Source organism: Thermogemmatispora sp. (genome assembly GCF_019683635.1).
Classification (GTDB): Bacteria; Chloroflexota; Ktedonobacteria; order Ktedonobacterales; family Ktedonobacteraceae; genus Thermogemmatispora.
The window spans coordinates 1-14793 of sequence record NZ_JADGIA010000055.1 but is presented as its reverse complement, the minus strand read 5'-3'; the positions used below and the strand labels follow the sequence as shown (position 1 = coordinate 14793).

General features: G+C 63.0%; 10 protein-coding genes. 3 read left to right on the top strand and 7 right to left on the bottom strand.

The window, feature by feature from the left end; translation table 11 throughout:
• Positions 1 to 119 precede the first annotated feature (119 nt).
• The 7 genes from IRZ31_RS08485 to pncB all read right to left on the bottom strand — a co-directional run bounded on the left by IRZ31_RS08485 (position 120) and on the right by pncB (position 9920).
• Entirely contained in the window at positions 120 to 893 is a 774-nt protein-coding gene (locus IRZ31_RS08485) for a metallophosphoesterase family protein (RefSeq protein ID WP_297152382.1), read from the bottom strand.
• Between the two features lie 450 nt (positions 894 to 1343).
• Positions 1344 to 3047, bottom strand: coding sequence for a helix-turn-helix domain-containing protein (locus IRZ31_RS08480; RefSeq protein ID WP_297152379.1), 1704 nt, complete (start codon positions 3045 to 3047; stop codon positions 1344 to 1346).
• Between the two features lie 359 nt (positions 3048 to 3406).
• Positions 3407 to 4222 carry a tetratricopeptide repeat protein gene (locus tag IRZ31_RS08475; protein ID WP_297152376.1) on the bottom strand — a complete coding sequence of 272 codons (816 nt, stop codon included), beginning with the start codon at positions 4220 to 4222 and terminating at the stop codon, positions 3407 to 3409.
• Positions 4223 to 4285: 63 nt separating this feature from the next.
• On the bottom strand, positions 4286 to 5857 hold the full coding sequence (locus IRZ31_RS08470; RefSeq protein WP_297152374.1) for a MiaB/RimO family radical SAM methylthiotransferase: 1572 nt from the start codon (positions 5855 to 5857) through the stop codon (positions 4286 to 4288).
• Positions 5858 to 6035: 178 nt separating this feature from the next.
• Positions 6036 to 7304 (bottom strand): family 16 glycoside hydrolase, encoded by a 1269-nt coding sequence (locus IRZ31_RS08465; protein ID WP_297152371.1) that lies wholly within the window; start codon positions 7302 to 7304, stop codon positions 6036 to 6038.
• 158 nt (positions 7305 to 7462) lie between these two features.
• The gene (locus IRZ31_RS08460; RefSeq protein ID WP_297152368.1) at positions 7463 to 8320 is read right to left on the bottom strand and encodes a hypothetical protein; all 858 of its coding nucleotides are present in this window, start codon (positions 8318 to 8320) and stop codon (positions 7463 to 7465) included.
• Between the two features lie 202 nt (positions 8321 to 8522).
• On the bottom strand, positions 8523 to 9920 hold the full coding sequence (gene pncB / locus IRZ31_RS08455; protein WP_297152365.1) for a nicotinate phosphoribosyltransferase: 1398 nt from the start codon (positions 9918 to 9920) through the stop codon (positions 8523 to 8525).
• A 678-nt stretch (positions 9921 to 10598) separates the two neighbouring features.
• On the opposite strand from pncB, the gene IRZ31_RS08450 reads away from it, so the two are divergent.
• The 3 genes from IRZ31_RS08450 to IRZ31_RS08440 form a co-directional block, all read left to right on the top strand.
• The gene (locus IRZ31_RS08450) at positions 10599 to 11105 is read left to right on the top strand and encodes a (2Fe-2S)-binding protein (RefSeq protein WP_297152362.1); all 507 of its coding nucleotides are present in this window, start codon (positions 10599 to 10601) and stop codon (positions 11103 to 11105) included.
• 331 nt (positions 11106 to 11436) lie between these two features.
• Positions 11437 to 13791 carry a xanthine dehydrogenase family protein molybdopterin-binding subunit gene (locus tag IRZ31_RS08445; protein ID WP_297152359.1) on the top strand — a complete coding sequence of 785 codons (2355 nt, stop codon included), beginning with the start codon at positions 11437 to 11439 and terminating at the stop codon, positions 13789 to 13791.
• A 171-nt stretch (positions 13792 to 13962) separates the two neighbouring features.
• Positions 13963 to 14793, top strand: an 831-nt coding sequence (locus IRZ31_RS08440) for a xanthine dehydrogenase family protein subunit M (RefSeq protein ID WP_297152356.1), incomplete at its 3' end; no start/stop codon positions are given.

Sequence of the window (14793 nt, the reverse complement as noted above, 5' to 3'; positions counted from 1 at the left end):
TGCTTCCTCTTGCACTGCGTAATCAGCTACTCAGAAGCCTTTCCCCTGCCAACCTGCTTGCCACCCTGCGCCCGCCGCGGGCGAACTGTCCGGAAAAAGCGAGCCGGCCCTGGCCAGCCTCAGCCCTGCTTGGCCACGAACTCCCCGCGCATGAAGCCCAGCAAATAATCGCTCGCTGGATGGCGCACACGCCGGATCGCCTCCATCACCGCCTCTCGGTCATAAGGAACGCGCCGCAGCTGAAGCTGGTAACCGCTGTTGTTGGCCTTGACAATCGCATAGCTGGCCATCAGCTCCGGCGTCACCGGATTGCTCACGCTTCCCAGGTTCACCACACGTATTCCTGACACCGTACGGTCGAGCGGGATATGGGTATGGCCAACGCAGATCAGATCGGCGTTACAATCCTTCACCAGAGCCTCCAGCTCAGCCTCGCTCAAACGGGGATGAATACCGGGGCCATCATCGGTACCGGGAGCTGCGTGCACGCCGAGCAAGCGCGTCCCATCGGGCAAAGTCAGCCGCTGCTCCAGAGGAAGGCGAGCCAACCAATCCAGCCAGCCAGTTGCCGTCAAATAGCCCTTTGTCCAGGCAAAGTTCTTCACTGTACTCAGCAGCTTTGGCAGCAGTTCAAGGCGGCCCTGGGCCCGAATCTGCTCGATCGAAATGGGCAGCTCATCGCTCACCACATAGCGGTCAGTGTTCCCACGTGTAAAACGCACCCGTGGCAGTTTCGTCACCCGCTCCAGCACGGTTACAGGGTCATAGCCAATGGCGGCCAGATCGCCCAGAATCCAATACTCATCGATTGGTCCCTGCCTCTGGATATCAGCCAGCACAGCCTCCAGCGCAATCGGATTACCGTGAATATCCGACAAAATCGCAATGCGCATGCCAGAAGTCCTCTCTTCGCTGTAGCTCAGTTGCAGTCAACTTAAGATCTCTTGAGAGAAAAACGCCTCTTTTTATCGGAAAGCAGAACCGATAGAGCCAAAGAAAGCATCAGCGTGCCAGCTTCGGCTCAACAGCGATCACTTACGAGAGGAGGGTAGCCCTGGGCTTCCTCTCTCCTCACCACCTTGGGGGAGGTCTGACCAGTACCCTCGAAAAACCCTGGGAACCCAGCGGCGCGGCGGTCCTGCTCTGTCTCGCCTCACTCAGGCGATTCACGATGGTACATCTCTGTAAAGGATAGCACATCGGTAGCCGTCTGGTAGCTATTACAGACTATCGGGCTATGGCTGAGATTCCTGCCGGGGTGAAGAGAGGCTCCTGACGCGGAAGAGCGCGAGCAGGAGAATAATAGGCAGAACAGGATGGTGAAAATCTATGAGAGAAACAGCTCAGCGTTCCTGAAGCATATAGCGGATTTTCAGGGCGATCTGTAAAGAGAGGCGCAGCTCTGAATCCTCAAGGGACTGACCGAGCAGTTCCTCGATGCGCTCCAGGCGATAGAGCAGCGAATTGCGGTGCATATGCATAGCGCGCGCGGCCTCGCTGAGGTTTCCATTACAGCGGAAGAAGCACTCCAGCGTCTCAATCAACTCGCCGCCGCGGCTATCGTGTTCCAGCAGAGGACCGAGCGTCTCGCGGTAGAAAGCCGTCAGCTCCTCGTGGCCATAGAGGTGGAAGAGGAGGCGATAGATTCCGAGGCGGGCGAATGAATGGAGGCGGCCCTCGCCGAAGAGGCGACGCCCGATCTCCAGGGCCTGTTGAGCCTCCCGCATCGACTGCCCGATGCCCTGGATCTGCTGAGCGATGCGCCCGACGCCCACCGAATAGAGCGGATCGCTCTCATGACGCGCCGCGGAGCGCGAGCCGCCGGCGGAGGCGCTTTCTCCCTTCAGAAAATTGGTGCTCTGCAGGATACGACTATGCACCCGCTCCAGGCGCGACAAAAGCGCCTGCTCTAGCTCGTGATCGGAGCGTGAATCGCTGCCACTGGTGCGCAGGTCGCCGAGCGGCAGCAAGGCCGTCACTCGCTGCTGCTCTGTGACCACCCAGGCCGAAGGCCAGGAGCGCAGCAGCTCCTCGCGCACCCGCCGGCTCCAGCCCGCGGCGATGGTCCCGGCCAGCGGAGTTCCCTGCTGGGGGGACAGCTCAAAGACCACCACCACCTGGGGAGGAGTCAGATCGTGGCCCAACAAGCGCGCACGGGTCTGCATCTCCTCCGGCTGCTGGTAGTTGCCCTGAACCACATCGAGAAAGGCCTCCAGCTGATAGCGGCTCTCCACCTCGCTGCGCTCGCGCTCGCGCACAAACTCCAGCGCCAGAATAGGAGAGACCTGGCCAAGCAGAAGGCGCTCCTGATAATCAAAAGTCTGCTCCCGGCCAACCAAGGAGAGATAGCCGACGATCTCGTGGCGGATCAGAATCGGGACCACCACGCGCGCCAGGCCCTCTTGACGCAACGCATCCTCATCCTGCAGGGGGGGCAGACTGGAGGGCAGCATGCCCTCCGGCAAGACGGAGGGAGGAGCCACCTGCCAGCGGGGCGAGTAGTCCGCATCCTGCACTACCACCCATTTGCCGGTCACGCGCGCCAGATGCTCGCAGAGGCCCTGGATACCGACGCCCTGGACACTGAGCTGCATCAGCTGTTGAGCCACCTCAGTAGCACGGCGCTCGATCTCGCTGCGAAAGCTGGCTACAAAGGTAATGACCTCGCGCACGATCTCCTCCAGCGGGGCCGAGGCTGGCAGATAGATCAGCGGCAGGTGCAGCCGATTGGCCACGGCCTCGGCCTCCGACCCAAGGGACTCGATCGAAGGGGCGGCGACCGCCACCGCAGCGATCCCTTCCCGGTGCAGCGTCTGCAGCAAGTGTGGCAGTGTTTCATCGAGGCGGCGCAGCTGCGTCAGGCTCAGCAGCGCCAGCTCACCGCCGCGGATACTCTCAAAAGCTGGCAGGCGGGCGCGCATCCGCAAGGCCCAGGTCACGCGACGCTCCAATCCCTCGGAGCCAGCCACCAGCTGGGCATCGCGGGAAGCGAGCAATGTTAGCACGTTGCGCACCGTCGCCGCTGAAGCGGGGGACGGGCTAGTCATCGCAGCGCCTCCATACAACAGGGAAGCGCGGCGTTACCGCCGCGCCGTATTCGCAGTCGCACTCGCGCTGGCTCGCTGAGCCTTGCGCTTCTCCCTGTATTTCTTCTCCTTAATGCGGTGTTTGCGAAGAGCGACTCGTTTCCGCTTATTCATAGCAAGTACAACCTCTTTCCAGATGAGAGTAGCTCAATAGATAAGAGATGTAGATGAGAGATAGCAGAAGCGGCGACCATTGACCGGGCGAGCATCCTGGCGCCTGGCGCGGCTGCCAGGCCAGGTCGGGAAGAGCAGGCGCTGGGAGAAGCTGCCAGGCAGAGGGCAGCCTTGCGGGTGCTTGCCTGGTCTGCTCGCCTTTCTGGCTACTCCTCGACATCGCTACCAGACTCGAAATCGAGGTCGCTGTACTCATCGCTATCCTCAGCGCCCTCGTAGTACTCATCCTCGCTGAGCAGCTCGTCCTCCTCGTCGCGGTCGTAGCGCAGCATGCTATCCTTCGTGTACGGCCTGACGAGTTCGCCACCAGCCTGGGCCGGGAAGCTTACCGTGCCCACCATGCTTGGATGCTGGTAGGATTCGCTGATCACCACGCGGACGTGGTTGTTATCCAGCGTTGAGATGGCGGCCTCGTAGCGATTACCGTGCTCCATCAGGGTGATCAGGCGGTTGGCCAGCCGCGGCTCAATCTGGCCGATTCGCTCACCCGCAGCGGAGCGCACGTAGATCGCATGGCCATCGCGCTCAAGCTGGACCTTCTCGCCGGTGCTGACGCGGGCCAGCACCTGGGGTTCGGCCAGGTTGATCAGGTCGGTGGTCGTCCGTTTGCCTGGCTCCTCATTGAAGATCACCGGATCGATGGCGGCAGCGGCGGCGTTGATGCGGGCCTGATCCTCCTGGATAAGAGCGAGCTGTTCCAAATTTTTGCGTGCGATCGTGTTATTAGGATTGAGCTTGAGCGTCTGTGAGTAAGCCTCGCGGGCCTCGGCGTACATACCCAGCTCGCGGTAGGCCTTGCCCAGGCGGTTATAGGCCTCGGCCTCAGTAGGGAAGAGGCTCAAGATATTCTTGTTTGTGGCCACCGCTTCCTGCCACTGGCTAGCCAGGGCCTGCTGAATGGCCAGCTCCGTCCACTGCTTCTTCAGCCGGGCCTTCTCCTCCGCCGATAGCGCTTGCGTCATCAGAAGCCACCTCCATCTACGAACGAACTGCGAAATGCCGCGGGCCAGGGCCTGGCCCGCCTATTATACCGCAATGGCGCAACCCTGCAAGGACCAGGCGGTAGCGCGCTCGATGCGCACCTGCACCAGGTCGCCGGGGCGCAGCGCCTCCAGATCGACGCCCGCCTCGTGTCCATCGTGGAAGGACAGATGTCCTTCGTCATCAGCGGGAGGGAAGTAGACCAGCTTATTGCCGCGGTTGCGGCCCTTCCACTGACGGCGGCCATGCAGCGTATTGCTCTCCTCGATCAGCACTTCCTCCACCCGTCCCACATAGTGCTGATTCAGCTCCAGCGCAATGCGGGCCTGCAGTTCCTCAACGGCGTGCAGCCGACGTTTCTTCTCGGCCAGCGGCACATCGTCGGCCCAGCGAGCTGCCACCGTGCCCGGGCGAGGTGAGTAGGCGGCCACGTGAACTACATCGAAGCGGATCTCTTCGAGCAGGTCGAGCGTATGCTGAAACTCCTCCTCGGTCTCGCCGCAGAAGCCAACGATGACATCCGTCGAGAGCGTCACGCCGGGCCACCAGGCGCGCAACTTGGCGATCAGCTCGCGGTACTCAGAGATCGTATAGCCACGCTTCATGCGGCGCAGCACGGCGTCGTCGCCCGACTGCACGGGAATATTGACATGCTCGCAGACCTTGGGCAGAGCCGCCATGCGCTGGATCATGCGATCCGTCATGTGACGCGGGTAGGAGGTCATAAAGCGGATGCGTGTGAGGCCCTCGATCTCGCTCAGCTTCTCCATCAGGTCGGCCAGGTCGGGCTGGCCGGGCAGATCGAGACCATAGGCCTCGATGGTCTGGCCGAGCAGCGTCAGCTCGCGGGCCCCCTTGGCCACCAGGGACTGCGCTTCGGCGTAGACCTCCTCCAGCGGGCGGCTGCGCTCGCGGCCCCGGCGGTAGGGGACAATGCAGTAGGTGCAAACCTTGTTGCAGCCCAGGATCACCGGCAGCCAGGCGGTGGGGGCCACGTAGCGCGCCTCGATCCTGGTCGGATAGTGGGCCACGCGCTCGCCGGGGCGCGGCGTGATGGCCATCGGCAGGACCGTGCGCTGCCCGCTACGGTTGAGCGAGGTGGCGATCGTGGGCGCCGGCTGGCTCTGGCTCTGCTGTGGGTGCTCCTCTGCCTCCAACGGCAGGGGCTGGAGCTGATGCAGCTGGCCGCTCTCGTCCTGATACTCAATATCCAGGCAGCCCGCTCCGGAGATAGGCGTCCAGCGCTCTTCGAGGAAGCGCGGCAGGATGTCTGCCTGCTCTACCTTGAAGAGCAGATCGATGTGGGGATAGCGGCGCGTCAGCTCGTCAATGGTCTTCTGATTGCCGATCATGCAGCCCATCAGAGCAATCAGCAGATCGCTGCGCCGCTCCTTCATCTGCTTGAGGCGCACCAGCAGATTGTGGGCCTTCTCCTCGGGCGCCTGGCGCACGCTGCAGGTATTGAGCACCACCAGATTGGCCTGCTCCAGGCTCGCCTCTTCCCATCCCAATTCATCAAGCATGCTCTGAATGCGCTGCGAGTCGGCCTGATTCATCTGACAGCCGACCGTCCAGATGTGATACTTCCCCTTGGGAATGGTGGCAGTTGTGGTCATGATGGATCGTCCCTCTCCGAGCCTCAAGGCTTTACATGCATGCTTTCCTTCTGTTCTGCGCGTACTCTCTCGGCTTCTCTCTCCTGTACCTGCCCACCCTGCGCTGGCTGGCAGATAGCCCTGTTTCGTGGAACCGTCTCTTTTCCTGGCTGGGTATTATACACCATCCGCTCGGGATTTAGAAAGTCCAGACTTTGAGGTTGCGATAGGCCACTTCTGTTGGTTGCCCACCATCGGCGAGTGGCACTGACAGCAGGGCCAGCTGCCCGGACCGATAGCGCCCGTCGGTGATCTGCACCACCTGTTCGTGGTTGAGATAGAGCGTCAGGCTGCTGCCGCGGGCCACGAGCGCCAACAGATTGGTCTGGCCGAGGCCGCGCTCATAGTTGAGAGCGACACCCCGCGTCAGCTCCTCGGTCTGGTCGCCACCGGTGTAGGCAAACAGCGCATAGATGCCGGTCGTGCTGACCTGGAAGAGGTAATATTTGTTGTTATCGATATCCGCTCCACGGAAGAGCAGGCCACCCTGATCCCCTGCTACGATTGTCATCTCGACTTCGAGGGTGAAGTCGCTGTAGCTGATGCCGTTGCTGCAATGATCAAAGAAGCGTGGGTTCTGGCTCACGACGTGATAGGCGCCGGAGCGGAAGGTACAATGAATGCCGGTTTCCCAGCCGATGCTATTGTGCTCATCGCTCAGGGGAGTATAGAGCACCAGCCTGCCCCCGCCCGGTGGGTAGGGATTGGGATGAGCGGCGATCACCGAAGCGGTCGCCTGAGCGGCAGCCGTGGCCTGAGCCACGACGCTGGCCTGCGCTCCCGCCTGTCTGGTAGCTACGAAGGCGGTAGCCGCGGCGCTGGTGGCAGTAGCGCTGGCCTGCTCCTGGGTCTGCTGCAGGTGCTGCTCCAGCAGGACCGCGCTGCTGATCAGCACAAGAAGAACCACAGCGGTGGCGACCAGCCAGAGGGATCGCCTTGGGCTGGCGCTCTTCCTCTGAGCCGGCGCTGACTGGGGCCAGGATGGTGGCGGAGAGGGCGGGGTCTGCGAAAGTGGACCCGGTGTTTGGGAAGATGAGGGCGCCACCTGCCCTGCTGTTGGGAGAGAGGAGGCGAGCGCGACAGGTGCCGCCAACTGGAGTCGATCGCTGCTGAGCAGTGTGGGGGCGTTTTCCTCGGAAGAAATACCGGGCGCTCCACCCGGGGGCGGTCCGGGCAGCACGGTGATGGTGAGCTGGAGCGAACCAGAGGTGCCGTCATCTCGGCGCCGCCCCTGGCCGGCAAAGCTAAGCCGCTGGCCCGATTGTATGCCCGCTGGCAGCGTCACTGGCAGCTGGCGCCCGTCAGGCAGCGTGAGGATGCGGCTGGTGCCGGTTCTGGCCTCCTCGGCGCTGATGGCCAGGGTGGCGTAGAGATCGTCGGCGGACTGTGGTTCGGACGGTGAGGGCATTGTTGGCTGTTACCTCCTGATTACCTCCTGCTAAGTGCACACCCTCCGGGCAGGCGTGATAAGAAACGCTGTGGGCTTGTTGCCACGTGCGGCTCCTCTTCTTTCTTATACAGAACGGCTGAGCGGGCCGCAAGTGACGCCCTGGTTTGCCGATCCTCTCAGGAGAGGACGCGCTGGGCCTGCAGAATCCGCAGGCCGGCGAGGAACAGACAGAGGTCCGCTACTTGTACGAAGAACAGGTTGTTGAAGCTGTTCGTGATGCCGGGAATAGAGAGGAGCAGAATGATCAGGGGAAACAGCCCGAAGAGGAAGGTCGGCCCTGGATGGAGGCGCCAGCAGGCGGGGCGCAGCCACCAGATCAGCAGCGCCAGCCAGAGGGCCAGGGCGGCAATGGCGTCGGCGACCGTCGTCAAGGAGCGCTGGTCGGGGTCGGTCAGCAGGTAGTCGGTCAGGACGGCGCCGCACCCTCCCAGCAGAGCCAGGGCGAAGAACCAGGTGTCCCAGCGGGGGGCACGCGCCCGCTCTGTGGCGAAGCAGAGGTACATGCCCAGCAAGGAGAGGTTGCCCGAGGCATTCAAATAGGCGACCGCTGTCGGCTGGGAGCTGGCACGCAGGTTGAGGAGCAGATTGAGGCCCACAAAGCAGGCCCACAGGCAGCCGAAGATAGCGCCCAGTCGCGCCCAGGCCGTGCGCCCGCGAACCAGCAGTACGAGCCAGAGCAGCAGTAAGGCCGCCAGATGAGCGAGCTGGGGCCAGTTGCCGCTGTAGAAGTGGGCCAGCCAGCCATTGGTCAAGAGGCACTCAGCGCTCAGGCCCAGGCCAAGGGTCAGGGCGAAAACCACAATGAAGCCTGGCGTCCACAGCACCGTCTCACCTTGCTCGCTTCTCTGATCTGCCTCTGCTGTGGCAGGCCCCTCAGCCGGCGTCGTCTCTGGACAGGTTGCCTGCTCTGGCGGGGTGGGGCGCTCATGCTGAGCCGCGGCCCGCTCTGGCGGCTCGATGGCACTCTCGGCCATGCTCTCTTCCTCTTTCCTGATCAATGATCCCGTCTCCCGTCACCCCTCCACCTCCCCGAGAGGATCAACTCCCCTGCATTATACTCCACAAGGGGTGGAGAGCAGTAGCGCTCGCCGCCAAGTCCTAGGCGGGGCGGGCCATCATGGCCCTCTGCCGGGCGGCAAAGGAAGCTGGAGAGGGCGGAGCGCTCGCCAGCCTGCGCTACTCGGCGAGCTCCACCCCAACGATGCGCGCCGCCTGACGACGCAACACCTGCAGCCCTTCGCTGAAGTGCACGGGATATGGCTCCTGCACTGTCAACGCCCGGTACTTCTCGGGCAGGGCGGCCAGATTTTGCTGGGCTAGCTCGCGGATCTCCGAGAGCGGCGGCAGGCTGCCCGGTACCATCTCGCCGTTGCGCATCACGGGCTTCAGCAGGCGGTGATAGCCGGCTGGGGCCGGTTCGTGGGCCAGTTGCACTATGTCCTCCTCCCACTGAGGATGACGGTAGATCTCTTTTTTGCCCGGCCAGGTTGATTTCTCGCGGGCCAGCTTCACCTTGGGGTACTCGGTGCCGTTCTCGTCAACGTACCAGACCTCCTTGTAGACCGCTCCGAGCGAGCCGCCGGCAATCCCGCGCTCAACCGAGCCGGCGCCGCTCCCCAGGGCGGTGCCGACGCCGAAGGCATCGATGGCCGCGCCGGCCTGCAGCAGCTCTAGAATCTTCCACTCGTCCAGGTCGCCACTGGCCAGGATGCGCACGTGCTGCAGACCCGCCTTGTCAAGCTGCTCGCGGATGTAGAGGCTATCGGCCACCAGGTCGCCGCTGTCGATGCGTACGGCGGCCAGGGTGTGGCCCAGGGTCTCCTGAGCGCGCAAGGCTACCTCGATGGCCGTGTGAATGGCGCGGCGCGGGTCGTAGGTGTCGAGGAGCAGCGTGTAGCGATTGTAAGCCTGGGCGATGGCCTCGAAAGCCTCCTCCTCGCTGTCGAACAGTTCGATCAGAGCGTGGGGGACGGTGCCGGTCGCCGGCAGACGGAATTCGTAGGCGGCGTTCAGCAGCGAGGTGCTGGCGCAGCCGCCAATGTAGGCCGCGCGCGCTACCGTCATCGGCTCCTGGGCGCGGCGGAAGGCGAACTCTGCTACACGACGTGGCTGGCCCTGCTGGGCGGCGTAGACAATACGCGAGGCCTTGGTGGCGATCAGCGTCGCCAGATTGATGGCCTGCATGATGCCGGCCTCTAGCAGGAGCGCCTCGCGGAACGGCGCCGTCACACGCAGAATCGGCTCGTTGGGGAAGGCGATTGAGCCTTCCGGCATAGCGAGGATCTCGCCAGTGAAGCGCAGATTGGCCAGTTCGTCCAGAAAGGCGGCGTCGTAGTCACGGATGCGCGCCAGAAAGGTTAGCTCTTCGTCGGTGTAGCGGAACGACTGCACGAATTCAAGCGCGGCCTCCAGACCGGCGACGAGCAGGTAGGCGCCGCCAAAGGGGGCAGTGCGCGCGTAAAGGTCAAAGGTGGCCAGGCCGTTGCGACCGGTGCGCCAGCTCACGTAGGCTGCGTCTGGATGATACATGTCGGTCATTAATCCCGGGTGCACACGGGGGGCGCGGCGATGCATCGGAAGCCCTCCTCAGTTAGTGTACTTTATACCCTATTAAAAAATCAGGGATATTGTACCACAAGCAAGCGGAGGAGGGGCAAGGAATCGGCTTTGCGGGCCTGGTGTCGATTGACACTCAGCCCTTTCGTATGCTACTCTCTATCTGTTAGCTGAAGCGAGTTCTTGCCGGTCTGGCGCGCTTATCTGAAGCGTGTCGCCTCCGCAGAGAGCTGCCGCGACTCTCTCGCGCTGTTGCGGTGGCCAGCCTGCGGCCCGGTGCCAGCCTCAGCGGGCGCAGGTGTGGCCTGGGGGCGAGGCCGGTGAGCGGCTCGGCGCGCGTGGTGCTCAAAAGGTCGTTCTCTCTGGGCATGTGTATGGAGCGAGAAAGGAAGGAGAAGCCACAGCGATGATGAGGCAGGGGGGCAGCGATCTGGCGAGCCTGCCCTGTTGATCCTTTCCCCGTGACTACAAAGTATCCAGAGCCAGGTGTCTGCTTGTAGGGGCATCTAAGCGCCTGCGGCCCTGGGGCTGGACCGATGGCCAGTGCGCTCAGGCCATCTGCTTCTCTGGCTGCGGCCCAATGTACAAGAGCTGTTCCCTGATGGTTCTATGCCGTTCCAGGCCCCTGTATACTGAACTGAGGGCAGAGACTCACTCACGGGCCTGATCAAACCGACCACATGGAGGGTATCACCAATGACGACGAAGCGCGAAATCACGGTGACTGTGAATGGTCAGCAATACCGTTCAGAGGTCGAACCGCGCATGTTGCTGGTGCATTATTTACGCGATGTGCTGGACCTGACAGGTACGCACATCGGCTGCGACACCTCGCAGTGTGGGGCCTGCACCGTGCTGCTCAATGGCGAGGCGGTCAAGTCCTGCACCGTACTGGCCGTGCAGGCGGACGGCTGTGAGGTGACGACCATTGAGGGCCTGGCTCCAGAGGGACAGCTTCATCCGCTGCAGGAAGGTTTTTGGGAGAAGCATGGGCTGCAGTGTGGTTTTTGTACGCCAGGCATGATCATGGCGGCCTACCAGTTGCTGAAGACCAACCCCAACCCGAGCGAGGAAGAAATCCGCAAAGGGCTGGAGGGCAATATTTGCCGCTGCACGGGCTACCAGAATATTGTGCGGGCTGTCCAGTATGCGGCTGAAAAGCTGCAGGCGGGAGCCTCGCAACCAGTGGGAGCCAGCGAGTAGCGTCAGGCCCTCCCTGGCCTGTCTCCTGTTGCGCTGAGCCGGCATCAGCCGGCCCGGCCTCCAACCCCTTTGATCCGGCAATGCCAGCCGCGCCGGTCCACTCCGGCGAGGCCCGGTTGCGCCCAACAGTCGTTACTGGCGTTCGTATAGTCATCCAGCAGGAAGAGTGCTTACCTGGTTCAGACAGCGCTGTCTGCAGGCCGTCCGCCTTTCCGTTCCGTTCCGTTTGGGGCCGGACGGGGCGAGGCGGGCTGTGTTGGCTGGCTTGAACTGGCCAGGTCTCCTCTAGACGTCTCTGTTGCCTGTTACGAGGAGAAAGGAACGGTTGCTTATGGGTATTGCTGCACTGGTTGGTACGCCGATTAAGCGGCGCGAAGATCCCCGTCTGATCACCGGTCAGGCGACCTACGTCGACGATATCAAGCTCCCCGGCATGCTCTATATGGCTGTCTTGCGCAGCCCCTACGGCCACGCCCGTATTCGCAGCATCAATACGGAGGCGGCCAAACAGGCGCCGGGCGTGGTGGCGGTCTACACGGCTCAGGACCTCAAGGGGGTGGTTGGCAATATCCCGGTGGCGGCGCCGTTGCCGCCGCACATTACGAATGGGATGGGGCGCCGCGGGCCGCTGGCCGAGGGGAAGGTCCGCTTCTACGGTGACCCGGTGGCGGTGGTGATCGCCGAGAGCCGCTACGGGGCGCGCGATGCCCTCGATCTGATCGAGGTCGACTACGAGCCGCTGCCGGCGGTGGTTGATCCTGAGAAGGCCGCTCAGCCCGATGCTCCCTTGCTCTATGAGGAGTTCGGAACCAACGTGGCCGCTTCGGTCCGTCCTCCGACCGATGAGATCGACCGCGTCTTCGCTGAGACCCAGGCCAATGGCGGCATTGTGGTCAAGCAGCGTATAGTCAATCAGCGCCTGGCTCCTTCGCCGATGGAGACGCGCGGCGTGGTGGCCGAGTTCCGCAAGGCGGACCGCACGCTGACCATCTGGAGTTCTTCGCAGATCCCCCATCTGTTGCGCAACTACCTGGCTGAGCAGCTCGGTCTGCCGCAGCATCAGGTGCGCGTGATCGTGCCCGAGGTCGGCGGTGGCTTCGGCTGCAAGCTGAATATTTACCCCGAGGAGGCCCTGGCGGCCTTTGCGGCCATGAAGACGGGCCACCCGGTGAAGTGGATCGAGGACCGCAGCGAGAACCTGGCGGTGACCATCCACGGACGCGATCAGATCAATTATGTGGAGGTGGCGGCGACGCGTGAGGGGAAGATCACCGGCCTCAAGGTCCATGTGGTCTCGGACCTGGGCGCCTACCTGCAGTTCTTTACGGATGTGATCGCCATTGCCTTCACGCTGCCGATGATCTGCGGCTGCTACGATATCCCGGTGGCTTATGGTAGTTGCGATATTGTCTTCACCAATAAGGCGCCGACCGATGCCTATCGTGGCGCGGGCCGGCCCGAGGCGGCCTATATAGCCGAGCGGGCCGTCGATCTGGTGGCTCATGCGCTGGGCAAAGATCCCGCCGAGGTGCGCATGATCAATTTCGTGAAGCCGGAGCAGTTCCCGCATAAGATGGCCACCGGTACGGTCTACGATAGCGGCAACTATCAGCTGGCTCTGGAGAAGGCCATGCAGTTGATCGGCTATCAGCAGCTTCGCGCCGAGCAGGCTCAGAAGCGGGCCCAGGGGAAGCTGATGGGGATCGGCATCTCTTCCTATGTGGAGATCTGTGGCATCGGCCCCAAGGGGCTGACGCCGTTCGGCCTCTATGAGAGCGCGCGGGTGCGGGTCGATCAGAGCGGCGATGTCTTGATCTATACGGGGGCTTCGCCGCATGGCCAGGGCGAGGAGACGACCTTTGCGCAGATCGCCGCCGATGAGTTCGGCATCCCGATTGAGCGTGTGCTGGTGCTCCACGGCGATACCGATTCGACGCCCGAGGGGCGCGGCACTTACGGCAGCCGTACGACGGCGGTGGGCGGGACGGCGGTCTATAATGCGGTGCAGAAGCTGAAGGAGAAGATGAAGCAGATCGCCGCCCATATGCTGGAGGCCAGCCCGGCGGATGTGACGCTGGAGGATGGCAAGTTCTCGGTGGCTGGGGCGCCGCAGAAGGCGGTGACCTTCGCCGAGGTGGCGGCGGCGGCCAATTTCTCGAATACGCTGCCGCCGGGGATTGAGCCGGGCCTGGAGACGACGGTCTTCTTTGAGCCGGAGGCCTGTACCTTCCCGTTCGGGACGCATATCTGCGTCGTGGAGATCGATAAGGATACGGGCGAGGTGCATCTGAGGCGCTATGTGGCCGTCGATGATTGCGGGCGCCAGCTGAATCCGCTCCTGGTGGCGGGCCAGATCCACGGTGGCATTGTCCAGGGGGTCGGGCAGGCCCTCTTTGAGGGCGTGGTCTACGATGAGAATGGCCAGTTGCTGACGTCGACGTTCATGGACTATGCGATGCCGCTGGCTTCGGAGCTGCCTCCTTTTGAGCTGGATCATACGGTGACGCCCACTCCTTATAATCCGCTCGGGGTCAAGGGTGTGGGCGAGGCCGGGACGATCGCGGCTACGCCGGCGGTCGCCGGTGCGGTGGCCGATGCGCTCGGTTTGCCGCATGTCGATATACCGTTTACGCCTGAGCGCATCTGGCGCATTATCCAGCAGCAACAGGCCCAGCCGCAGGCGTGAAGCTGCCTGGGAGCTGGTGCCCTGACGAACGTCGATGATGAAGGCCAGGGCCAGGGATGAGAAGGCGGTCCGGCGGGTGGGCAGGCCGTCGCTCGGCTCTCTCTGGCTGGTCTGCGCTCCCTCGCCCTGGCTGACCGACTGACGACGTACGATGCGAGGAGGAGATGTCTGATGATTCCTGCCACGTTTGAGTATCATCCTGCGTCCTCGGTGGATGAGGCCATTGCCCTGCTCTCGCAGTACGGTGATGATGCCAAGTTGCTGGCCGGCGGCCATAGTCTGATCCCAACGATGAAGCTGCGTCTGGCTCAGCCAGCTCATTTGATCGATATTGGTCGCATTCCTGGCCTTTCTTATATTCGAGAAGAGGGGAACGTGGTGGCGGTGGGGGCCTTGACGACCTATGTGACGATTGAGCGCTCGGAGGTCTTGCGCCGGCATTTTGCCGTCTTGCCCGAGTGCGCTTCGGTGATCGGTGATCCGCAGGTGCGCAATCGGGGGACGATCGGCGGCAGTATTTCGCATGCTGATCCGTCGGCGGACATGCCGGGGGCGGTGCGGGCCTTGAAGGCGGAGATTCGTGTGCGCGGCCCCAATGGGGAGCGGACGGTGGCGGCGGATGATTTCTTCCTGGGGACCTTTACGACGGCTCTGGAGCCGGGCGAGATGGTGACGGAGATTCGTTTCCCGCTGCCGCCGGCGCGCACGGGCAGCGCCTATACCAAGCTGGCTAATAAGGCGTCGCACTACGCGGTGGCGGGCTGCGCCGCGGTGGTGACGCTGGCTGAGGATGGCTCTTGCTCGGCGGCCAGCGTGGTGATTACTGGGGCCGGCACGATGCCGACACGGGCCTCGGCAGTGGAGGCGGCGCTGGTGGGCAAGAAACTGGATGAGGCGACGGTGGCCGAGGCGGCCAGCCATGCCGCTGAGGGCCTGGAGCTGATGGAGGATATTCACGGCTCAAAGCAGTATCGGGCCCAGATGGCCGCGGTGATGGCGCGG